Source organism: Methanosarcina sp. A14 (genome assembly GCF_001729375.1).
GTDB classification, from domain to species: Archaea; Halobacteriota; Methanosarcinia; order Methanosarcinales; family Methanosarcinaceae; genus Methanosarcina; species Methanosarcina barkeri.
Map to the genome: position 1 here is coordinate 1 of NZ_LZPK01000006.1, position 22,698 is coordinate 22,698.

The 22,698-nt window shown below is 41.3% G+C and carries 20 protein-coding genes; 2 read left to right on the forward strand and 18 right to left on the reverse strand.

Annotation, left to right across the window (positions count from 1 at the left end):
• Positions 1–69 precede the first annotated feature (69 nt).
• Entirely contained in the window at positions 70–1,602 is a 1,533-nt protein-coding gene (cfbE, locus tag A9239_RS00220; protein WP_048154486.1) for a coenzyme F430 synthase, read from the reverse strand.
• Positions 1,603–1,628: 26 nt separating this feature from the next.
• Positions 1,629–2,036 carry a sirohydrochlorin nickelochelatase gene (gene cfbA, locus A9239_RS00225; protein WP_255361872.1) on the reverse strand — a complete coding sequence of 136 codons (408 nt, stop codon included), beginning with the start codon at positions 2,034–2,036 and terminating at the stop codon, positions 1,629–1,631.
• A gap of 435 nt (positions 2,037–2,471) precedes the next feature.
• Here cfbA and A9239_RS00230 point away from each other — a divergent pair, with 435 nt between their 5' ends.
• A complete protein-coding gene (locus A9239_RS00230; RefSeq protein ID WP_048119927.1) occupies positions 2,472–4,406 on the forward strand; it encodes a cation-translocating P-type ATPase in 1,935 nt (644 codons plus the stop codon).
• A 234-nt stretch (positions 4,407–4,640) separates the two neighbouring features.
• Here the strand turns inward: A9239_RS00230 and A9239_RS00235 are convergent, their stop codons facing one another.
• The 9 genes from A9239_RS00235 to A9239_RS00270 form a co-directional block, all read right to left on the reverse strand.
• Positions 4,641–4,979, reverse strand: coding sequence for a P-II family nitrogen regulator (locus A9239_RS00235; protein WP_048119925.1), 339 nt, complete (start codon positions 4,977–4,979; stop codon positions 4,641–4,643).
• A complete protein-coding gene (locus A9239_RS00240; RefSeq protein ID WP_218104518.1) occupies positions 4,976–6,418 on the reverse strand; it encodes an ammonium transporter in 1,443 nt (480 codons plus the stop codon). The genes A9239_RS00235 and A9239_RS00240 overlap by 4 nt, the downstream gene beginning before the upstream one ends.
• Positions 6,419–7,079: 661 nt before the next feature.
• Positions 7,080–7,520 carry a DUF2267 domain-containing protein gene (locus A9239_RS00245; RefSeq protein WP_048154489.1) on the reverse strand — a complete coding sequence of 147 codons (441 nt, stop codon included), beginning with the start codon at positions 7,518–7,520 and terminating at the stop codon, positions 7,080–7,082.
• Positions 7,521–7,948: 428 nt separating this feature from the next.
• On the reverse strand, positions 7,949–8,386 hold the full coding sequence (locus tag A9239_RS00250) for a DUF2892 domain-containing protein (RefSeq protein ID WP_048119921.1): 438 nt from the start codon (positions 8,384–8,386) through the stop codon (positions 7,949–7,951).
• Between the two features lie 272 nt (positions 8,387–8,658).
• Positions 8,659–9,528 carry a transglutaminase-like domain-containing protein gene (locus A9239_RS00255; protein WP_048154493.1) on the reverse strand — a complete coding sequence of 290 codons (870 nt, stop codon included), beginning with the start codon at positions 9,526–9,528 and terminating at the stop codon, positions 8,659–8,661.
• Positions 9,529–10,061: 533 nt separating this feature from the next.
• Complete coding sequence (locus tag A9239_RS00260; protein ID WP_011305413.1) at positions 10,062–10,469, reverse strand: DUF1699 family protein; 408 nt, start codon at positions 10,467–10,469, stop codon at positions 10,062–10,064.
• Positions 10,470–11,169: 700 nt separating this feature from the next.
• Entirely contained in the window at positions 11,170–11,400 is a 231-nt protein-coding gene (locus A9239_RS00265) for a hypothetical protein (RefSeq protein WP_048119917.1), read from the reverse strand.
• 60 nt (positions 11,401–11,460) lie between these two features.
• Positions 11,461–11,604, reverse strand: coding sequence for a hypothetical protein (locus A9239_RS19205; protein WP_155396495.1), 144 nt, complete (start codon positions 11,602–11,604; stop codon positions 11,461–11,463).
• A 270-nt stretch (positions 11,605–11,874) separates the two neighbouring features.
• The gene (locus tag A9239_RS00270; RefSeq protein WP_011305415.1) at positions 11,875–12,120 is read right to left on the reverse strand and encodes a hypothetical protein; all 246 of its coding nucleotides are present in this window, start codon (positions 12,118–12,120) and stop codon (positions 11,875–11,877) included.
• 707 nt (positions 12,121–12,827) lie between these two features.
• Between A9239_RS00270 and A9239_RS00275 the strand changes: the two genes are divergently transcribed.
• Complete coding sequence (locus A9239_RS00275) at positions 12,828–14,081, forward strand: hypothetical protein (protein WP_048119915.1); 1,254 nt, start codon at positions 12,828–12,830, stop codon at positions 14,079–14,081.
• A 32-nt stretch (positions 14,082–14,113) separates the two neighbouring features.
• Here A9239_RS00275 and A9239_RS00280 read toward each other — a convergent pair whose 3' ends face one another.
• The 7 genes from A9239_RS00280 to A9239_RS00310 all read right to left on the reverse strand — a co-directional run bounded on the left by A9239_RS00280 (position 14,114) and on the right by A9239_RS00310 (position 22,696).
• On the reverse strand, positions 14,114–14,569 hold the full coding sequence (locus A9239_RS00280; RefSeq protein WP_048119913.1) for a DUF1699 family protein: 456 nt from the start codon (positions 14,567–14,569) through the stop codon (positions 14,114–14,116).
• Between the two features lie 239 nt (positions 14,570–14,808).
• Positions 14,809–17,112, reverse strand: coding sequence for a carbamoyltransferase HypF (gene hypF, locus A9239_RS00285; RefSeq protein ID WP_048154495.1), 2,304 nt, complete (start codon positions 17,110–17,112; stop codon positions 14,809–14,811).
• Positions 17,113–17,570: 458 nt separating this feature from the next.
• Positions 17,571–18,194 (reverse strand): V-type ATP synthase subunit D, encoded by a 624-nt coding sequence (locus A9239_RS00290; protein WP_176722071.1) that lies wholly within the window; start codon positions 18,192–18,194, stop codon positions 17,571–17,573.
• 5 nt (positions 18,195–18,199) lie between these two features.
• On the reverse strand, positions 18,200–19,582 hold the full coding sequence (locus A9239_RS00295; protein ID WP_048154499.1) for an ATP synthase subunit B: 1,383 nt from the start codon (positions 19,580–19,582) through the stop codon (positions 18,200–18,202).
• A 2-nt stretch (positions 19,583–19,584) separates the two neighbouring features.
• The gene (locus A9239_RS00300; protein ID WP_048119904.1) at positions 19,585–21,321 is read right to left on the reverse strand and encodes an ATP synthase subunit A; all 1,737 of its coding nucleotides are present in this window, start codon (positions 21,319–21,321) and stop codon (positions 19,585–19,587) included.
• Positions 21,312–21,614 carry a V-type ATP synthase subunit F gene (locus A9239_RS00305; protein WP_048119901.1) on the reverse strand — a complete coding sequence of 101 codons (303 nt, stop codon included), beginning with the start codon at positions 21,612–21,614 and terminating at the stop codon, positions 21,312–21,314. Before A9239_RS00305 ends, A9239_RS00300 begins: the two co-directional genes overlap by 10 nt.
• Entirely contained in the window at positions 21,614–22,696 is a 1,083-nt protein-coding gene (locus tag A9239_RS00310) for a V-type ATP synthase subunit C (protein WP_048119899.1), read from the reverse strand. The genes A9239_RS00305 and A9239_RS00310 overlap by 1 nt, the downstream gene beginning before the upstream one ends.
• Positions 22,697–22,698: the final 2 nt, after the last annotated feature.

Consider the following 22,698-nt stretch of genomic DNA (forward strand, 5'->3'; position numbering starts at 1 on the left):
CAACAATTCTTCAACAATTCCTTAACTATTTCTCAGTGAAGAACCTCATTATACAGTTATTAAATAATTTTAACGGAAGCATTTTACCGAAGAGAGTATTATATCGTCGCCTCCTGCAAATTCTAAGGCTTTTGAAAGCCCTTCTGGAAGATTCCGTGCATAAAAAATGTTTTTTCCATTTACTGCCTTCATCCTTTCTCCTACCAGGATAACCTGCTTACACTTTGCACCGAACTTTTCTACAAAGCCCTGTACAAGTTCAGGAGGCAACCCTTCACATACCTGAGAGGCTTCTTCTCCCAGCACAAGGATGATATCTTCCTTTTTTTCGTCCTTTCTCTTAAGGAGAGCGTAATCAAGGGCTTTTTCGGCCGAGAGGATATCCATTCCGGAGTTGGAATTGTCTATTAAGGAAATGCCATTCATTTCCTTTTCCTGCATCCTGCCTGAAAGCCCTTTGAATCCTTCAATTGCCGAAATAATAGCTTCAGGTTTAGTTCCAAGTTCAAGGGCGGCTGCCGACGCTGCGACAAAAGCAGTCCTGTAAGCCGAAACATTATATCCCGGACGCAGGGAAGCTGATAAAATTTGCTTTCCCCTGTGCATAAAGCGAATGCCGGAACCTGAAGATGTAGGAGAAGCCTGGTATTTGCTTGAATCGGCTGGCATTGATGAACCTGATAGATCACACGATCCTAGTAAGTCTGAAGGCATTACTAACTCTGAGGATACTGATAAGGCTGAAGTCCCTGGTTCCGTTTCCAGTACAAAGTCAGCTATTTGTCCTGGAGTCTTGGAAAACTGATCATTAAAATGGTCTTTAAAGGTTAAAACCTTTATTTGGTCTTTTTTTGCAGCTTTAAGGGCTTTTTCAGCTCTGGCATTGATTAGAAGAGTACTTCCAGGTTTTGCATTTCTGATAAGCTGGAGTTTTGCTTCGCTTGCAAGGGATGTATTATTTGCAATCCCATAGTCCGGGGAAAGGGTTGTAAGAATTCCCAGGTCAGCAGTGCCTGTGCCTCCTATCGAGATCTCAAAGATAAAAAAATCCGGCCTGAACTCGGCTTCAAAAGTTTTCTCAACGGCAACCAGAATGCTTCCGGGAGTTATGCTCAGGCCTTTGTATATAAGAGAAGAAGCGCCCGCTTTCCAGTATTCAAGTCCCCGTGAAGTGTGCAGTACTACTTCAAACTGCCTGGAGAGCATATCGGCCAGGAGGGATGCTGTACTTGTTTTTGCTTTTACGCCGGTAATCTCGACTGTTTTTATGCCTGAAAGCCTTGAATCACCTTTGAGAATTTCTCCGACAATTTCATGGTGCGAAAGGATGTTTTTTTTCTGCGCCCTGGCTTCTACAAGCATAGGATAGGCAAGATCGAGGTGTACAGGCGCAACAATCAAGTCGAATTCTGATGCAGGAAGAGGAGTTTTTGAGCAGTGTATCCCGTACTTCTCCTCAAGCTCAAGCAACGTTTCAGGCTTGACTGTCCTGTATACATCTATTCCGCTTACTTCATTTCCAGCGGCTGCAAGGCTTTTTGCGATAGGAATGCCGCCGTGGGTCAGGTCGAGCACGGCGAACTTCTTCCGATACAGGTCCATGATAAAACCGGACCTTAGGTAAGACTTTAAAGGGATTCCTGAACCCTTTTGAACACAAGGTCGGCGATAAGCTCATCGGCTCCAAGAGGGTTTGCATAGCACAGAGGAACGGCTTTTCCGTCAATTTCCAGGGTACCGCAGCCATTTTCGTCCAGGCTCAGGATCTCGGGGATATCCTTTGTGATATGAACTCCAGAAGCCAGGAAAACCGGTACTGCTGCAATTTTTGTCACGCCTGTGCCAGAAAAGCCTTCGATTGCCTCTCCAAGGGTTGGCTCACTGTTTTCCATAAAGCCGGCTCTGACAACGACATCCGAGTGTTTCCGTGCTATATGATCTGCGATCTGAGTGACTACTTCCTTATTGTAAGGCAGCTTGCTCCCATGGCCTATGGCCAGAATTCCGAGTTTTTCTGTCATTTTTAAAACCTCAATCTCTGTCTGTTCAAGATTAACACAATCATTCGGATTTGTAATAATGAAGAGTTTAACATAGTTAGGATTTATATGATATAATTCTTTTGAGAAAATTCTTTTGAGAAATAACAGCGGGAGAAAGTTTTGATAGATCTGAGCGCAATCAACAGTTCTAGTAAATTTGTAACATAATTGTCTGTAACATAATTGTCTACATTTATCTGGTTTATTTCAGGTTTTTGTTTTCAAATTTGATATACGCTATTTTGTCCTTGGCTAAAGTTGTTATTTTGGACGAATTTCCATTACTGCTTCAGATATCTTTCTCCAGCGCAACTTTAGTTTCTTACTATTAAACATAATTTTATTATTTCGTATTAAATCATAATAGATTTATGTTATTAATATTTATAGGTTTTAACATCTAAATTTGCTTTTATTTGGGTAGATAATATGATAGACAACAACTATAGTCGTACTGAAGGTTTTTGGAGTTATATCCGTAACCTAGCTACTCGTTATCAGGATTTTTTACTTGACCCCGGAACATTGTTTACTGTGGCAAGCGGGGTCTTGCTCATAATAGCGATAGCTGTTTATCCGCAAAACATGCTGTCAGAAAATAGCATGGGTGAAGGCAACTGGTTATATCTATTATCCGCATTGGTTGGATCATCGTTTATATGGTGGTCTGCTTACCAGGGGATTAAAGAAAGGGACTTTACTGCTGATATTCCGGTTACTATCGCAACAATTGCTGCTATTGCTATCGGGCAGTATTCGGCTGCTGCAGTCGTAGCTGTACTTTTGCTTCTGGGTGGTATGCTTGAGGAACTTGTCTCTGCGAGAGCAGGAAAAGCACTCGAATCTCTGGCGAAACTATTGCCTGATAGAGTCACAGTCAGGCGTGAAGGACATGATATTGTAGTGCCTCTTGAGGAAGTTAAGGTAGGGGACACAATCCTTGTTAAGTCGGGAGAACGTATTGCTGTTGACGGAACTGTTATTTCGGGCACTGCTTCGGTAAATCAGGCTGCTATTACCGGAGAGAGCCTGCCAGTTGATAAACAGGAAGAAGATAATGTTTTTGCAGGTACTCTTAATGAAGTAGGTGCAATGGAAGTGCTGGCCACTAAAGTTGGAAGTGAAACAACCATCGGACAAATACATCGCTTGATTGAGGACGCGCAGATTCAAAAGCCAAAGATAGAGAGGCTCTTGAACAACCATGCTAAATTTTATACGCCTACTGCAATCATCTTGGGCGGCTTGCTCTGGTGGTGGAGTGGAGATCTGACACGAGCAATTACTATGCTAATAGTATTCTGTCCATGCGTAATGGTACTTGCTACACCTACGGCACTTGTGGCTTCGGTTGGTAATGCGGCGTTAAGAGGCAATCTTATTAAAAAAGGAGCCACGATAGAATCTATGGCCAGGATAGATACTGTTATTTTTGATAAGACAGGGACACTTACTCACGGTGAACCAAAACTTGCCAGCGTTATAACATTGAACAACAATAAAGATGAAGACTTATTGTTATTGGCTGCAATTGCAGAGAAGTTCAGTGAGCATCCGCTTGGAAAAGCTGTTGTCAAAGCTGCTGAAGAAAAGGGGTTCTTAATACAGGATCCGGAATCATTTGAATCCATATCAGGAACCGGCATAAAGGTTAAAGCTAAAGGAAAAAGCGTCTTTGTAGGTCGTCTGAAGCAAGCTTCTGAATTTAATATATTAATCTCTCATAAAGCTGAAGAAATCATTAAAAAACAATCTCAACTGGGCCGTAATGTAGTCATGATAGGAATTGATAACGAAATCGCAGGGTTGCTAACATTTGAGGATAGAATTAGGCCGGAGTCAAAAAAGTCCATCGAGAACCTTCATAAACTCGGAATAAAGACAATAATGATTACAGGTGACAGCAAAGTAGTTGCAGAACAGGCAGCTAAAATCCTTGGTATAAATGAAATATATGCTGAAGTAATGCCCCAGGAAAAGGTCGAAATTGTGAAACGTCTACAACTTGAAGGTCATAAAATTATCTTTGTGGGTGACGGTGTTAATGATGGTCCGGTACTTGTCACGGCTGATGTAGGAATAGCTATGGGGCTTACAGGAACAGATGTGGCAATAGAGACAGCAGAAGTTGGACTATTATCCGATGACCTTTTAAAAATTCCGTACCTTATAAGCGTATCCAAGAAGGCAATAATCACTATCTGGCAAAATGTTGTATTTTCGCTTAGCGTCCTCTCAATGGCGGTTATATTGACTATACCGGGCATACTTACACCCGTAACAGGGGCATTATTACACGAACTCTCATCAATTCCAGTAATAATGAACTCAGCCAGATTAATTACGTACAGTCCCAAAGACTGAGAATGAACAAAAATTCTCTCAGGGCTATTTCCTGACCTTGCATTAGTAGATGGTTGATATATTTTTTACATTAGTAGATGGTTGCTACTTATCTTTGAGTACTTTTGTTTGGTTGCATTTGTTTCCTGAGCTTACCTGTGTATTTGCTTGTTTAATCCATTTCCTGAACTTACCTGCGTACAGGAAGTTTATAAATAGCGTCCGTTTACCCGGAAATTTATATAGGAAAGGCCTTTAAATGGCCTTTCCATCTCTTTCACCTGTTCTTATCCTAATTACCTTTTCTACGGGCAAGACAAAGATTTTACCATCTCCAATGTTGCCGGTTCTTGTTGAACTAACAATAACATCGATAGCTTTATCCTCGTCTTCATCGTTTACTACCAACTCGATCTTTGTCTTCGGTAGGGCATCAACCCGATATTCCTGCCCTCTCCATTGCTGGATAATGCCTTTTTGCTGGCCGCGACCTTTTACGTCAATAATTGTGAGGCTATTGAAACCGGCATCTTCAAGCGAGGCTTTTACTTCTTCAAGTTTTGTGGGCCTGATGATCGCTTCTATTTTCTTCATATAGCCTTCCCCTTTTTAGTCTCGGTCGTTAACGCTATCTGGCCACGAATTTGACTCGGTTCAGGGCTTTTATTCATTCCAGTCTCAGGAAGATCTCCAACATAACCAGGGCAACCTACCTCAGGCACATCAAGCCCTCCGATTTCTACATCGCTGCTCACACGCATTGGCGTTATCAGATTGATTAACTTATAGATGATAAATGCCAGACCGCCAACTACGATAAAGTTGGTAGCCACACCAATGAGTTGTGCCACAAACTGTAGGGGCTGGCCGTAGAATAAACCGGTAACTGCAGTAGGCACTCCATTCCATCCGGCGCCATAGCTGCCGTCTGCGAACAGACCTAGAGCTAGACAGCCCCATGCGCCGTTGACCATGTGTACAGAGACAGCACCAACCGGATCATCGATTTTTAACTTTCTCTCAATGAAGAAGACTGATTCGACTACAAGAATGCCCGAAACAAGGCCAATGATCGCAGCACTTATCTGGTTGACAAATGCACAGGGTGCAGTGATAGCGACAAGTCCTGCCAGCATACCGTTACATGCCATACCTGGATCTGGCTTTTTAGTGCGCACGGCCCACATCCATGCCGTAGCTGCAATAGCACCGGTAGCTGAGGCCAGCATAGTGTTTGTGGCTACAACAGCTAGTCTCAGGTCTTCACCTGCCATGGTTGAGCCCGCATTGAAACCAAACCATCCGAAAGCAAGGATGAAGGTACCGATTATAGCCATAGGGATACTGTGACCGGGTATTGCATTGACGGAACCGTCTTTGTTATACTTGCCTATACGAGGTCCGATAATCCATGCGCCTACCAGGCCAATAACTCCTCCGGTCATATGCACTACCGACGAGCCGGCGAAATCCACATGGCCGTTACCCAGGCCGAAATTAACTCCAAGCTGGGACAGCCAACCTCCGCCCCACACCCAGTTGCCGAAGAGTGGGTATATAAAGGCACCAATAGCAAATCCCATGAAACAGAACGCCAGGAATTTCCATCGTTCTGCCAGTGCTCCGGTAGGAATTGTCGCGGTAGTATCCATGAAGACCATCTGGAATAAGAATAAGGCGAATACACCAACATCATAAGTGCCTATCAACGCAAATCCAGTCATTCCAAAAAGCCCGAACGGATGCCCTAAAAGGTTAATAGTAAACTCTTGATTAAGTCCTGTATAGCCTCCCAACGTAGCTAGGGGGCCAAAACCTCCGAACATGATGGCAAAACCCGTGAGGAAGAACCCTAACATACCCAGTGGATATACAAAGAAGTTCATAGACATCGTATGCGCGACATTCTTCACACGGACGAACCCGGTTTCGACCATCGCAAACCCGGCCTGCATGAACATAACCAGGAAACCCGCGAGCAGTGTCCACATTATATTTATGGCTACGCTGTTATGTCCTACAGCACTGGTCACATCTGCTAAAGAAGGTGCATCCTCGGTGCTCGCCGCTACATAGCCAGAATAATCCGTATCAGCTCCCGTAGGATCTGCCTGCTGGTCCGCCAGCACTATGGCCGGAAAAACAACGACCAAAATAAAGAGTACCAAAAAACTAACAAATAACTCGTTTATTTTTTTCCGCATTCCATTGACTCCTTAATTTTCCATTCGGGCTTTAATAATAGGCGGTCAGCGACATGCGAGGTCGTATTATCTTATTATGTGACATGCGAGATCGTATTATCTTATTCTCTGTATATCATCCGTCTAATAGCCCTATATCATATCACCAGCAGTTTATTTCCTTATAGTTCTATATTAATATTTCGGATGAGTGGGAATATGACTTCCTATTTTATAATTTATTAATATATCGAAACTCTATAAATAAATATTATATAAATGTGTTAAAAGTAAATGAATACTCAAGCTGGATGCATGTGAGAATGAGCAGCAATAGTAGTGTATAAAAAGCCGTATACTTTAAATTTTAAGAACGGAACCTTGAGAGAACGTTTATATAGATCTGAAGAAAAGTTGTCTTTACATGAAAGATCAGGAAGAAGAAAAATCCTAAATTGATAAAAAGGTTAACGGATTCCAGAGAAAAATTTCAGTTTAAATTCATGCGTTTTCATCCTTTTGGCGCGATCTCTTCCGGAAACCACTCCTGAATCTCTTTTGGCATATTAAATTTTACATCCCGAAGTTCGCCTTCTCCAATGTGCATGTACATGACCCACAGGACAGCCCGAATAACTTCAGCCGGGTTTACATTCTTATCGAACTCAAATTGTGCGTGCACTCTTCTGGCAAACTCTTCTTTTTTGAATTTCTCGGGCTTATCTCTGAGAGTCCAGCCGTCATAATATATTCCTTTAATTATAAGGGGCAACTGTGAAGCAAGATCAACTGCTTCTTCTACCGGAAGCCTGTCCCGGATAGCGTGCAATGTACCCCTCAATGCCTGATATGCACTATCCTTGCTCTGCCATTTCAACTGGGTCAGAATATCCCTGAGCCATATATTGGTTAAATCTATACTGTTTTCAAGATTCTTTACTCCCGTAGTCATTTCAATTCCCCCAAAGATTGAAAACAAATGTCGTTAGGCAAATAATATCATTAGGTAATTAGATATCATTTGACAAAATAAATTATGAGTTGTATTTATATAATAATATCTAAGGACAAAACTAGAAGAGGAAGTCCGGGTCATGGCCAGATTTAGGGATCTGGAAACCGAAAAAAACTCTATTTTTACAGACCACCAGGACAAGTTCCCAAAAATGACTAAGTGCAGGAAAGTTCAAATTTAAACAGTTTCAGATAGTAACTAAAAGGTTCCCTGAACTGAACTTGCAAAAAAGTAAACTTCATGCATTTTTCCTATAATTATATTAGGTACTTTTATGAGTATATTTATTGAATCTGCATTTTTACTGCATTTTTACTGCATTTGTTTGATATTTCTACTCTCAGTTCTAATCTCTTTTGCGCGGTTTAATTGCTCTCCTGAGGTGCAATCGTATCAAAATCTCCGCGCAAAGTCTTAAGTGCATATTTTTCCAGATCTATTTCCTGTCTCGTACGGAATCCAAGTCCTCTTAGTATAGATACAGGAGGGCACCAGCCCTGCACAGCGTACTGGAGCAGGAAAGCTGAAGCTATTGTGGGTAAGATAAGCCATATTTTGCTTCTTTTTAAGCCAAGTATTATTCCAATTAAAGAAACTGTAGATACGCGAATTTCCATAATGCGTCCTATATCCCACTCCTTATCAAGCTCTTCAATCCTTTTGCCTATTTCATAGTCGGTCTTGCTCGCATAAAACCTGACCATTGCAGCTATTTCTGTATCTATTGCCTGATTAATCTCAGGAGGCGTATTTGCCCGTACCCTATCCCCTCTTATGAGTTCACTGTAATTGCTCACTTCCATAAAATTCCCCTCTTAATAATCTTTTTTCAATGTATAATCAGGCCTGAATTGCCTTTTTATGAAAGAGGGTAGGGGTTTGCGAATATAAAGTTAATCAGAAAAACTTAGTTTCAGAACTTGGTTTTGTAAGCGAAAAAGAAGTGAATACACTTTTCCCCATTTTTTTGTTTTCTGAGATATTACGGGAAAAAGTAGATTTTTATGTATTAAAAAAGGATTACCAGGAGAAATACTTGTTTATTTCCTGTTTCATAACTCGATTATCTCCTGTTTCATAACTCGATTAGTCCATTAGGGTAATAGATTATCTCTGCTCCTTTAAAATATATGCCTCCAGGATGTCTATAACCATTTGACCCGCTCCAGTCAAAATTCAGCCAGTACTGAATCTTCCCATCTTTAAGCTCTCTGCCTGAGTACCAGATATTTTCAGCATAGTAATATCTACTCTGTAGATACCTGAGAATTTCAGATGTATTTTCGTTATTATCTCCTATGTAAAGTTCAGGATAGGCATGTCCGTAGCTCTCGTTTGTTGCAGTAACGACTCTTGTATTGAATCCCATATTCTTTAAAAGGGCAGACATGACTATGGAATAGTCGTCACAGTCTCCTTTATAACCTTCATTTATAGTCTGTGAGGCATCGAAGAAAAACTCACCGTTTTTTTCATAACGATACTCCCAATGCTGGTTCACGTAATCAAAAACATCACAGGCGTCTTTAATATTGTATCCTGAAGTTTTTCCGGTTATATTGAAAACTTCGGATTCAATTTTCTCATTTCCTGATCCAATACCTCTCTGGAAATTTATGGACAGTAACCTGTATTCCCTGGGATAGACGACGTTTGTTTTTTCTTCATGATATGTCGGAACCTCTGGTATTTTTGGAGATCTAGAATCGGTCAGGTATGCAGTGCTCTTATTCTCTTCTGTCTTATTTTGTTCTCCTAATCCTGTCTCATCAGGCAAAGGGTTATCCGTTCTATTGGGTGTTGAATTCTGTAAATCCTTTATCAAGTCTTCGGAGTTCAGACCAGCTACAGGAATTTTATCGGTAGCATCAGGATATATACATCCGGAAGCAAGTGCAAAAAGAATAATAAAACTCAATAATTTTAAAAAGTTTGTCCTGATCACTTTGTCGACTTCCCGGATTAATATAAGTGAAATTAAATGCAGTGCAAAGAATGTATTAATTTATATACGCAGATTCGTAGCTATAAACCTGCAAAGTATAAATTTGTAAGCTATTTTATTTTGAGCTTATCCCGAAACCAGCTTTATAATCAAAACCATCAAGATCCTTGCTATATCCAGCAGAAAGTCATGCTTTTTCCATTTAATTTAAGTTATACTATTAAGGTCTACAAAAGATTCAAAAGCACTATTGAAAAAAAGGTAAAAACTTATTAAATGAAAAGAAAATAAAATTTTATAAGTATTAAACGTTATAAATATATAAAATTTAAAATGTTATTAAGTTAAAAAAATAAAGAAGATTACAATTATAAGATATTCAAATTTTAAAAAGAGCAGATTTCAAAGAAATAATGGGTTTATAAAAAGAATATGAATTGTAAACTAATAATAAATAAAATATAAAAAAGAACGAAAATAATATATAAAAAAGAAAGAAAAATGAAGAGAAGTTAAACTACTACTTCAGCTTTTCAGGCTGCTACATCCTTTCTAAGGATGTAAGCAACCATTTCAGGATTAAGTTTGCTTTCTCTTGAAACCTTTTCCTCAATGGCTTCAGTAGATTTACCTTCAGTCTTCAGCTCTCTTATTTCTTCGATTATTGATGAAGGAATACGATAATACTCATTTATGTCTTTCCTGTGGCCCCAGACATCGCCTTCGATAAGCTGGATACGCTGCATTTCAAGGAACATCTCTATGGATTTTGAGACTGTACGCCTGTAAGATTTAGGAAGCTGTATAACTTCAATCTTTGGACAGTTCTCAACAAGTGAAAAAATATCCTTGTTTGAAGGCCTAAAAGCCAGATGCACTATTCTCTCATTTGGATTCAGTGTAAAGATTTCTTCTCTTGAACTCACAACTCTTATTTTCAAAGTTTAACCTCCAGATCTATCTATTTTTTTCGCTTGATAGTAAAAAACTCTTCATTAAATATTTTTCTATAATTACCTGTATCATTTAAAAAGAATTTTTATTTACGTTTTTTCAAGTGTTTTTTTAAGATCCCTCTCTAATTAATAAAAATCAGTATGTATAACAGTGTTTTTAAAAAAACTTAAAAAAATATTTGAGAGATTTTGAGGTTGTGTTATGAGCAAAATTCATAAAAAATCCAGAATTTTGTTTGAAATAATTCTGTTTTCATCAAGTCAGGGCAATTTTAGGAGTGAAGATATTTAAAAACAAGAAGATAAATTTTCAAATATTATAAAAAATTAACTTGATTTTGTATGTTTTGATATGTGTTTTTTCGTGTCTTCCGTGCTTCCTTGATTGTAATATCCAGATCGAATCGCTCCGCGACCGGCTGCGTTTTCCATGTTACAGGATTCCATCGGACTTTAAAATAATACTTGAGTCATAAATTATAATTATTTTCTTATTATATATATATTTGAGATCAATGTACTAGATACAAAAAGAAGCAGTAATTTAGCAATTGTAGAATAACAAAAGAAACATTCTCAATGTAGTAAAAAGGAAGAACACATCTAAAATATGGAAGTATTCGGTAGAAGAAAAAGCACTCCACCGAAGAGAAATTTAATTTTCTTCAAAGTTGGAATAAGGTATTCAGACCAGTGTATGAACCACCACTACAGAGACCCCATATAGCAACAGCAGAAGTATAATCTGAACGAAAATAACATCCAGATAATAGGCCCTGGACCTGATTCCTCTCCTTTGAGAATTGTCTGCAGAACTGTCAAATTCCCTGTTTTTACGAGTGGGTTCGATCTGCGACTTTATTCCTTCACTTATCTTTTTATTCTGTTCCATATGAGCGTTTATCACTTCTTCCAAGTCAGTCACCTCCTCAAACCTGTGTTTTTGAACAAGGGCTTTAAGGCGTTTCCTTACTTTTTAAAGCAGAATGCTTTTTAATTTCCCAGAATGATAGAATTTTTTAGGAGATTTATAGAATTTTGTTCCAATCAAGAACTCTGGTTTTCCTATTTCATCTACAATTTCATACCTTGCTCCTAAAATTCTTTTACTTTCCGACATACTATAAACTGGGATGTTTCACCAATTAAACGGGGACTATGGTCGGCACTATGTATATGTAAATGACATAAAAAATCACTACAAACATGATGTGCATAAAGACCATGTCCACATACCAAGACTTTACTCTGAATTTCGCTAGATCCGCCTCCTGAAGAGTATTTACAATCATTGAATTCTTCCAAATGCAGGGCCAGTATACTCTAGAAAATGTCTCACAGTTGCAGGCACGATAAACACACAAAGAGTATCATCTGGTCCTTATCAAACTTAAGCAGAATTGATAAGCAGTGCGACGACGAGACCGAATATAACAATGGTTTCTGGAATAACAGTAAGGATCAGACCCTTACCGAATAATCCTTCGTTTTCTGCCATTGCGCCGATTGCTGCTGTACCAATATCTTTTTCAGCTATTGCGGACGCAATCCCGGTTAATGCGATTGCAATTGATGCACCGACTGCTTTTGCTCCTGCTGCGTCCAGGAATAGATTTGCTGTTGCACCATCTACCAAGTTTTTATTCCTCCGTTTATTTTCTTATATATCCAAATGGGTTGAATTTTCTGCACTCTCTTCCATAGAATTTTCCAATTCTACATCTTGAAACCTGAGTGCATGCAGTCCGGGAGCCATAATACCCAGAACGGTGTCAGGATCGTGTCCGAGTATAAATACGAGAATTGCAGCTATTGCTGCGAAGCCAATCTGAGGATGATCAGATCATTCCAAAGGCGATGTCATTGACTGTAAAGTGGGGGTAATAGTCTCAGATGTTCTTGCTGTTTGAAAGGCTGTTAATCCGTTTTTGCACTATTACTAGCCGACCAGCCAAGAACATAGACATGCACCTGTTATCGAAAGGCGTAAATTTGTCGTAAACGTAATTTCTCCCCGACAGCAAGTGTTTGATTGTAATGCAAGGCATATATCTTTGCATATTATCTTAATAAGATAATAGATATAGATTGTATTCTAACTGATATAAATCTTTCTAACAGTTTAAAAAAGGTTTAAAAGCTCGATATCGTGACTCCATAAATTATATACTTTTCATATTCTTGCCAGGAATATCTCTGACTAAACGGAATTTTGTTCTGAAGAAAACCATGCCTGTTCTTTTCAAAAGGCAGTGTTAGCTTTAAGAGATATCAAAAATCACATAACTTTTATAAAATGTCATGCTCAATATACCTTCAATATTACCTTGAAGAGGCTCATGCATGGAAGATCCTGTTATCTCAAAAATAAAGAGTCAATTCGATAAGAAAGGAAATCCGGCAAAGATTCCGCTGATGAGCGGGAAAAAATTTTTTGAAGCCCGATCCGAAACGGATGGAGTCTATGTTGACAACCTGAAAAAAGAACCATTTCTCCCCTGGAAACTCTTTACCGAAGCTGTCAATTGTATAAAGGAACATGGCGGGAAGGTAAAGAAAGGAAATGCGACAAACTCGAAATTGGGAGATCCAAATCTTGGCCTTGATACCCTGGAAGGTTATATTGCCAGTAAAGTTTACGGCTGCAAGATAGGCGATCCCGTACTTAAGAGAGTTACTCCTGTAGCTTCCATCCTTGACTGGGCTGAAATTTGTGAAAACACACGGGGACAGATCGGTCTCCTTTCCGAGGAAAAAGAACTGCATACTTCTGAAAGTAAAAAAGAAACTTCTCTGGCTTTTACCGTTGAAGAGAATAAAGAAAGCTTACCAATGAACTCTGTTTATAACCAGCCTGACAATAAGCTGAAAGAAATGAGCAAACTGGAAGCTGAGCTTGAGGACAAAATCCAGAAAATAAAAGAACTTGATCGACAGGCTGCAGGTAGGGAAAATGAAATTGTAAGGCTGAATACAGAATTTGGAGCACGTGAAAAACTTCTTCTTAAGAACGAGTCGGAACTGCGAGCCCTTCAGGAAAAGTTTGCGGAAAAAAGTGAAGAAGTCCTACACCTTGAGTCCAGAATCATAGAAAAAGAAGACAGAATTAAGGATCTTACCGAAGAACTTGGGGAGAAGGTAGAAAACATAAAGATCCTTACCGAGAACCTTTCAGCAAAAGAAAGAGAGGTAGAAGAGCTTGATGAAAATATTTCTATAAAAGATAAAGATCTTAAGACCCTGGCTGAAGAGGTTATTACAAGGGCTGGAGATATGAAAAAAATTGAAGAGAAGCTTACCTTGAAAGAAAGGAAAATAAATACTCTTGAAACTATGCTTACCACAGCCGAAGAAAAAGTAAAAACACTTGAGAAGCAGCTCTCCGCTTTTGAAGGAGAAGAAAAACTGGCAGTTCAGCTTCGAGAAAAAGAAGAATTTATAAAACAGTTAAAAGGAACCCTCGTAAGTAAAGAGGAAGCTTTTTCGAGGGTTAGTGAGGAAAATCGGAAATATAAAATGCAGCAAAAACTGGCATCTGAGGGGTTAAGGCAGATAGAAGAACAGAAAGCCTCAAAAAAATGGTGGAAGCGTCTATAAACCCAACTGAAAAAAAGCCAGAATTCTTCTATTTAAACTTTGTTCATTCGCGGTCGCTCAGGGCCTGATGTCAGAAAAGAGCTATGAAGTAAATGAAGAATCATATCAGGGCTAATTTTTCTTATATGTGTAATTTCACCTATTATTTCTTCTTCGGTTCTTCCCTGAACTTTCAGTTCATTTATTTTTTCAAGCACGTAAGCGGGTATTACAAAGTAATTGTTAAGATCGTGCCAGTGCCCGCTTACATCTCCTTTTACCAGATGAATACCTGAAGACGCGAGGTACATTCTGATAAATTTAGAGAGTCCCTCGTAGGAAGATGCGGGAAGTTGAAGTAACTCAATCTCAGGACATGTCTTGACCAGACTAAAAAGATCTCTATCCGAAGGTCTAAACGCAAGATGTACTGCTTTCTCCTCTGCCTCCAGGCCGGAAATCTCATCCCTGCTTGTCACGACTCTGATGCGTACACTACCTAGCCCCATTTATGCTCCCTTTTCTATCTAAGTATGTATCATTTATTTAATTTTGTATTTCAGTCTTTCTAATCAAATTTCAGTACAATAAAATCATGAATACACAAACTTTTCTAAAAAACGAGTGAATAAATAGAGGGATGCTGAAATTATGCCAAATATAAACCTTTATAAGTAAATATAAACATATTTACTAAGAAATCGTATGCCCGACGAACAGAAAAGTTTTTAAGTGGACAGAAAAGTTTTTAAAACTCACTCTCAGGTTTTATGCTCAACCCTGCCGCAAGAGCTTGCCCGAATGAAATACATCCATCTCCACAGGGAATCTTACGGTGAGCCAGGAATTCAAAACCCGCTTCTGTAACAGTTCTTGCAATGCATGAAGTGATGTGATTGTTATAGGCAACTCCTCCACTAAGACCTATCTTTTCAAGCCCTCTTTTTGCGGCAAGAGAGATGGCAAGTTCTGAAATTCCCGTCGCAAGGCTTTCCTCAACCGCAAAAGCAAGATCAGTAGGGGAGTACTTTCCTGAAAGCTCATATACCCCCAGAAGAAGCTCGGTGGTGTCAAGTAAAGGAACTCCAGATTCTCTATCTTTCTTGAAAATGATAGGAAGATCTATGGAATGGGTACTCTTCGTTGCGGCAGATTCGAGTTTCATTGATGGCTCCCCGTCATAGGTTCTCATCTCGCAGATCCCGAGCAGGGCAGCTGCTGCATCCAGTACTCGTCCGGTACTGCTACTTCGAGCAACATTTACCCCGGTTTCAAGCTGTTTCATCACAGTTGAAAACTCCCTGTCTCCTTTCGGAAAAGCAAGGGGAAGTTTTTCCAATTCTGCTCTCCCAAGTTTCTCAAAAAGAATCCCCAAAACCATTCTTGAAGGTATCCGCGAAGCAAGGTCTCCACCTGGCATCGGCTGAGGGAGTAAATGCCCTATACGTTCGTATCCGAAGTAAGAGGATTCAAAGAGTTCCCCTCCCCAGACTGTACCGTCAGTGCCATATCCTACACCATCAAGGGCAATTCCGAGAATTCGGGAATCCAGGGGAAGGGAGTTATCAGCCATAAGCGCTAACATGTGAGCTTGATGATGCTGAACCTGAAGAGTATCGTCTCCTCCCATCTTTAGCGCAAAACGTGTTGTATTAAATGAAGGGTGCAAGTCACAACCCCAGTAAAGGGGCTCGATTCCTGTAAGTTGGATAAGATGTCTGACAACCTCGGAGTGGTACCTGAAGGTTTCTACATGACTGGTATTTCCTATATACTGAGATACATAGGCAAGCTTTCCTTTTGCCACAGTAACCGTAGAATTCATTTCAGCCCCCACACCTATAGAAGCTTTAACTTCAAAAGGCAGCTCTACGGGCTCAGGTACAAAGCCGCGGGAACGACGAATAAAGGCTGCTTTTCCATTCACAATTCTGATAACCGTATCATCATTTCGATTTGCAATAACCCTGTTGTGCAGCAGGTAATAATCGACAATCCCTTTAAGTTTATCAAGCGCCTCTTTATTCTCAACAACCATGGGCCTTCCCGGAAGGTTTGCCGAGGTCATAACATATACTGCATCAGGTACGCGGTCAAAAAGCAGATTCTGCGTGCCTGTATATGGAAGCATAACACCTATATTGTGCAGGCCAGAAGTCACCGATTCTGCCAGGCTGGATTCTTTTGACCTGGGAAGCACAGTAATAGGCCGGCGGTAAGAAGTTAAGTATTCCCTGCCTGCACCTTCAAGTTCTGCAAAGGTTTCCGCAACTTCTGCATTTTTTGCCATGACCGCAAAAGGTTGTTCCGGGCGCCTTAAACGTCTTCTAAGCTCCTTTACAGGCTCCTCCTTTCGCGCATTGCAGGCTATATGAAAACCTCCAAATCCTTTTATAGCAAGAATTGAGCCTTGTTGAAGGAGATCCGAAGCATGTGCAATTGCTTCATAACCCTTTACCAGGACATTTCCTTCTGGGTCTGAGAGCCAGATCTCTGGCCCGCACTTTGGGCAGCAGACAGGCTGGGCATGATATCTCCGGTTGAGAGGGTCAGTATATTCAGTTTCACATTCCGGACAAAGAGGAAAATCTGCCATAGTGGTATTTTCCCGGTCATAAGGAAGGGTTCGGACGGTTGTATATCTGGGCCCGCAGTTTGTGCATACCGTAAAAGGATAATGAAAATACCTGGAAGAAGGATCAAAAATCTCAGACCTGCACTGTTCGCAAATAGCCGTGTCAGGAGGAATTATGGAATTTTCAAAAACTCCGGATTCACTGGGCACGATAATAAATTTAGAATACCCAAAAAACGGGATATTTTTTGCTTTGATTTCCTTAACTTTGGCCAGAGGAGGTTTCTTTTCAGGGAGTTCTTTAATGAAATTATCAAGGCTTTCCTTATTTCCTTCTATAAGGATTTCCACATAATTTCCAAGATTTTTCACATATCCGAAAAGCCCGTGGACTTTTGCAAGCTGATATATAAAAGGGCGAAAACCTACCCCTTGAACAGTACCGGTAATATGAAGAAGCCTCGCTTCGTTTTGCATATAAAGTAGAGATTACTGTTTGTCGTTAAAATAGCTTTCTAAATAATAAAAGTACCTGGCAGCATCGTAAATAGATTCAAACTTCAAATATACAGATTGTAAGTAAGAGAAGTACAGACTGTAAGCACAGAAAAGTATAGATTCCAATTCAGTAAGACCAGGGTAAACGATAACATTTTTTAAGACATGTATAAATTATAACACTAAATTGAAATAAATTCAGATAAAAGCAAAAATCTGTGGCTGAATTCAGGAGAATTCTGATCCTGAATTCATGTCACATATATGGAGAAATTGTTCGTATCATAATGATGAACCCCAAAATCATCATCAAAAGGGAAATCCTCCAGGCCACCTGCAAAAGGAGGGCCTGGTTTTTGGGTTCACCTAACTTAAATACTGCTCTTTCAACCAAATTTGGTTGATCGTCACACGCAGCCATTTCAAATCAAGCTTGATTATTTCATTCTCTCCTTGACTCTCTTCAGCCTGGAAGTACCTTCTCTTTCCATCTCCTCGAGGGTAAAACGAATGTACTTCATGGTTGCAATGAGGTCCGGAATAACTTTGAATTCAAGAGCGTTTACACGTCTTTTTGTCTTCTCGATTTCATCAAGAAGTCTTTTCATCGTTGTTTCCAGCTCTGCTGCCGTGATAATCTTTTCTACCAGGACCTCATAGGCATCTGCGGACTCATCAATATACGAATTTGTCCCAACAATACCGTAACCTCTTTCAACAAGAGATTTGTGGACACCTGTAGAGCTGATTTGTGGCACCACAACACCCATGATGTTGTGTCCTGAAAGCTGAATTTCTGGAGATTCCTTTGCTGTAAAGGCAGTTGACTTAACTGTAACCATTCCGTTTACAGCAGAGGCAAGATTGATTTTTTCTGCAGCGGTTAGATAGGCAGCGTCCAGTTCGGTTCTGACGTTCCTTGCCTCGTTAAGAATCTTAAAGAACTCAAGAATAAGACCATCTCTCTTCATCTTAAGGAGCTTGTGCCCACTTTCAGAGAGCTTGATTTTTTTCTTGAGCTCAATCAGCTCCGACCGAGTTGGTTTTACGTCTTGAGCCATGGTAATCACTGACCCTTTCTGTGTGCAGGATGGTATTTCTGGATGTATTTGTTGTCAATCCTACCCAGCTGGTTTTCAGGCAGGTGTGCAAGGATCTTCCATCCAATGTCCAGAGTGTCTGCAATTGTCCTGTTTTCGTTTCTGCCCTGTGTAACGAACTGCTGTTCGAAAAGGTCAGCAAACTCAAGGAACTTGACGTCTCTCTCAGACAGAGCTTCTTTACCGACGATAGCCACGAGACCTCTCAGGTCACGCCCTTCTGCATAACCTGCATACATCTGGTCAGAAACTGCCTTGTGGTCTTCTCTTGTCTTGCCTGCTCCGATACCGGAGTTCATCAACCTTGACAGGGACGGCAACACATTAATTGGCGGGTAGATACCTTTCCTGTGCAGTTCTCTTGAAACCACAATCTGCCCTTCAGTAATATAACCGGACAGGTCAGGAATCGGGTGGGTAATATCGTCACCAGGCATCGAGAGAATCGGAATCTGAGTAACTGATCCCTTTGCGCCCTTAACAATACCTGCGCGCTCATAGAGAGTTGCAAGGTCAGTGTACATGTAACCAGGATACCCACGACGGCCAGGGATTTCGTTACGAGCGGCACCCATCTGACGAAGAGCTTCTGCATAGTTGGTAATGTCGGTCAGAATGACAAGTACGTGCATGCCGTGTTCGTATGCCAGATATTCAGCTGCAGTTAAAGCCATACGCGGAGTAACTATACGTTCGACAGCAGGGTCATCTGCAAGGTTGAGGAACACAACAGCCCTTTCAAGAGCCCCGGTCTTTTCGAAGTCGCTCATGAAGTACTGGGCTTCTTCATTGGTAATACCCATTGCTGCAAAAACTACTGCGAAAGCAGATTCAGATCCTGGCACAGCAGCCTGCCTTGCGATCTGCAGAGCAATTTCGTTGTGTGGAAGACCTGAAGCTGAGAAAATAGGCAGTTTCTGTCCACGGACAAGGGTATTTGTTCCGTCTATTGTGGAGATACCTGTCTGGATGAAATCCTTTGGAGGCAGCCTGGCATATGGGTTCATTGCAGCTCCGTTGATGTCCAGAAGCTGGTCGGGCACAATCCTGGGTCCACCGTCAAGTGGTTCTCCTGAACCTGAAAGGATTCTTCCGAGAAGGTCAATGGATGCAGGGAGCTTCAGGGTTTCCCCTGTAAAGACTACACCGCATTCCTTGTCCAGACCAGTAGTACCTTCAAAAATCTGGATAACCACTATGTCTGAAGATGAGTCCAGCACCTCGCCTCTGCGGGTGGTCCCGTCAGGCAAGTTAATAGTAACAATTTCTTTATAGCCTACAGGCTCTGTTTTTTCAACAAAGACAAGTGGTCCTGCAATCTGAGTGATTGTCTTATACTCTTTTACCATATTTACCTACCTCTCAGGGATGCAAACTCTTTATCCATCTGTGCCAGGACAGCATTCATAGACTCATCAAACTTCTCTTCGTACTTGACCTTAGCAAGCACATTTTTGGATTCAAGCTTGATAATTTCAGTTACGGGAACACCTGATTTCAAGGCATCCATCGCAGCGTCTCCCCATTTCATGATTGCCTTAAGGATCTTGTACTGCTGATCGAACGGGCTGTATGCATCTACTGGGTGGAATGCATTCTGCTGCAGGAAAATTTCCCTAAGCATACGGGTGATTTCAAGCAGAAGCTGCTGGTCGTCTGGCAGAGCATCGGAACCTACAAGCTGCACGATTTCCTGCAGTTCAGATTCTGTCTGGAGCATTTCCATTGCTCTTTCCCTCAAAGGCACATAATCAGGAGCCACATTATCTGCAAACCAGTCATTAAGACTGTCCTTATACAGACTGTAACTGTTCAGCCAGTTGATGGCCGGGAAGTGACGCCTCTGAGATAGTTTGGCATCGAGAGCCCAGAACACTTTTACGATACGCAGGGTATTCTGTGTAACAGGCTCTGAGAAGTCACCGCCAGGTGGAGATACTGCTCCAATAACAGTAATGGAACCTGTTTCGCCGCAAAGACTCTCCGCAACCCCGGCACGCTCGTAGAATTCGGCCAGTCTTGCAGACAGGTATGCTGGGTAACCTTCTTCACCAGGCATTTCTTCCAGACGGGAAGAGATTTCTCTCATGGCTTCTGCCCACCTTGAGGTGGAGTCTGCCATAAGGGATACATCTAATCCCATGTCACGGTAGTATTCTGCAATGGTGATTCCGGTATACACAGATGCTTCTCTTGCGGCCACAGGCATGTTTGAAGTGTTAGCGATAAGAACAGTACGCTCCATAAGTGGGCGCCCGGTCTGCGGATCTTCGAGTTCAGGGAATTCGCTCAGAACATCTGCCATTTCGTTTCCACGCTCACCACAACCGATGTAGACCACAATTTCGGTATCACTCCATTTTGCAAGCGACTGCTGAGTTACGGTCTTTCCCGATCCGAAAGGTCCGGGGATTGCAGCTGTTCCGCCTTTTGCCACAGGGAAAAGCCCATCAAGGATTCTCATTCCTGTAACCAGAGGCCTGGTTGGAGTAAGTTTTGCCTTCACAGGTCTGGGTCTTCGAACAGGCCACCTCTGCATCATCTGCAATTCGGTCCCATCAGTCAGAGTACAGATTGTGTCTACTACCGTAAAGTTTCCGCTCTTTATGTCGGAAATTGTACCTGAGATATCAGGAGGCACCATGATCTTATGTTCAATATTCACGGTTTCCTGTACAACACCAATTACGTCTCCACCTTTTACGGAATCGCCCTTCTTGACAATGGGTTTGAAATCCCAGAGTTTCTTATGATCAAGCCCATCTGCGCTGACACCTCTCTGGATGAAGCTACCCATTTTTTCAAGCAGGACGTGCAGAGGCCTTTGAACCCCGTCATAAATACTGGAAAGAAGACCCGGACCAAGTTCTACGGACAGAGACGACCCTGTAGATACACAGGGTTCCCCTGGCTTGATACCTGCGGTCTCTTCATATACCTGGATGATGGTCTTGGGCCCTAATATCTGAATGACTTCACCCATTAAACCTTCATTACCGACTTTGACCAGGTCATACATTTTTGCCTGCAAGCCGATGGCGGTGACGACAGGCCCAGACACACGATAAATTTCACCTTTTACTTCCACAGATCAACACCTACCGCTTGTTTTATCTTATCTCTTAGATTTGAGCCTGATCCACTGCCTCCCAGGGCTACTACTGTAGGCTGGACAGACTCATTCAAGTTTTTCCTTAGAATTTCCGGCAGATTACCAATGTCATCATTATGCATTACAAGAATCCCGACACTTTTGTCTTCAAGCACAGATTTTACAACGGACTCAGTGGCTGCGGTATCTGTGGTTTCATAAACCTTCCTGACACCAGCCAGTCTGAATCCTGTAACAAATTCGCTCTTTCCGATCACCGCTAATTCCATTATATAACCACCAACTGGTCTTTGATTAACTCATCACTGAGGCCAGTCTCCTTACCCCTGAAAATGATCCGGAGATTAGTAGCCTCATTATGTTTATGAATGATATAATCCAGAATAGGTGCAACTGAGATCGGGGATACATGCGAGAGAACGGTTGAAGATTCAAGATAATATCTTGTGAGCCTGCTTTCAAGAGTGGTCAAAGAAGTCATATCTGAACTCGTAACGCCTGAAATTACGTCCCAGTACTGAGTTCTTTGAAGCTCATTGACAAACTCGTCATATGGGAGAGTCGCCAGTTTCTCCGGTTTTAACTCAAGACCGCCTTCAATCATGAGCGGCATGATTTCATCAAGCTGCATAACTCCTGCTTTTTTCAGTCTGAAAAGATTTATTAAATTCTTGACGTCTACTTCCAATCTGACAACTTTAAGAAAGAGCTTGCGGTCTTTAGATCTTGGTTTACCTATTACTCCAAACAAGCCTGTATAATACATTTTGTCAAGTTCGTTCTCTATGTATGCCAGGTTAGTTCCGTCAAACTTATGCAGCAGGGGGTAGTATTCAGAGTATTTCAGGGCTTCAATTATTTCTTGATATGTAGCCTTGGCTGCAAGTTCTGACATCGACGTATAGGTAAACTCCCCAGCAGCAATCAGTGATTCCATGATATCTTCAGCAGATGCATTGTAGATTTTACCACGGAGAAGTGTTTTTATGTTCCAGATGTCGTATCTTTTGAGATATGCGACAACTAGGTAATTCAATTCTCCTCCGGTGATTCTTACCAACTTATCATATGTGAGCGCAAGATTTCTGTTCAATGCGTGTTCTGCCAGATCGCCACCACTGTATTTCATTGCCAGTTCGTTAACGTCGTTTTTGTATTCAGACTCTTGGATAAAGCGGGTAATCCCATCAATCCCCATGTTAAGGAGCCGGGGATATGTTTCTTTAGGGAGCAGTTTGCTCTTCATAGCGCGGACGCGGGTTACGGCATAGGGATAGTTAGAAGTGCCATTTTTCTTTTTATCGGATTTTCGCGAGGGTTTTTGCCCCCAGAGTCTCTCCAAAAGCCGCATCG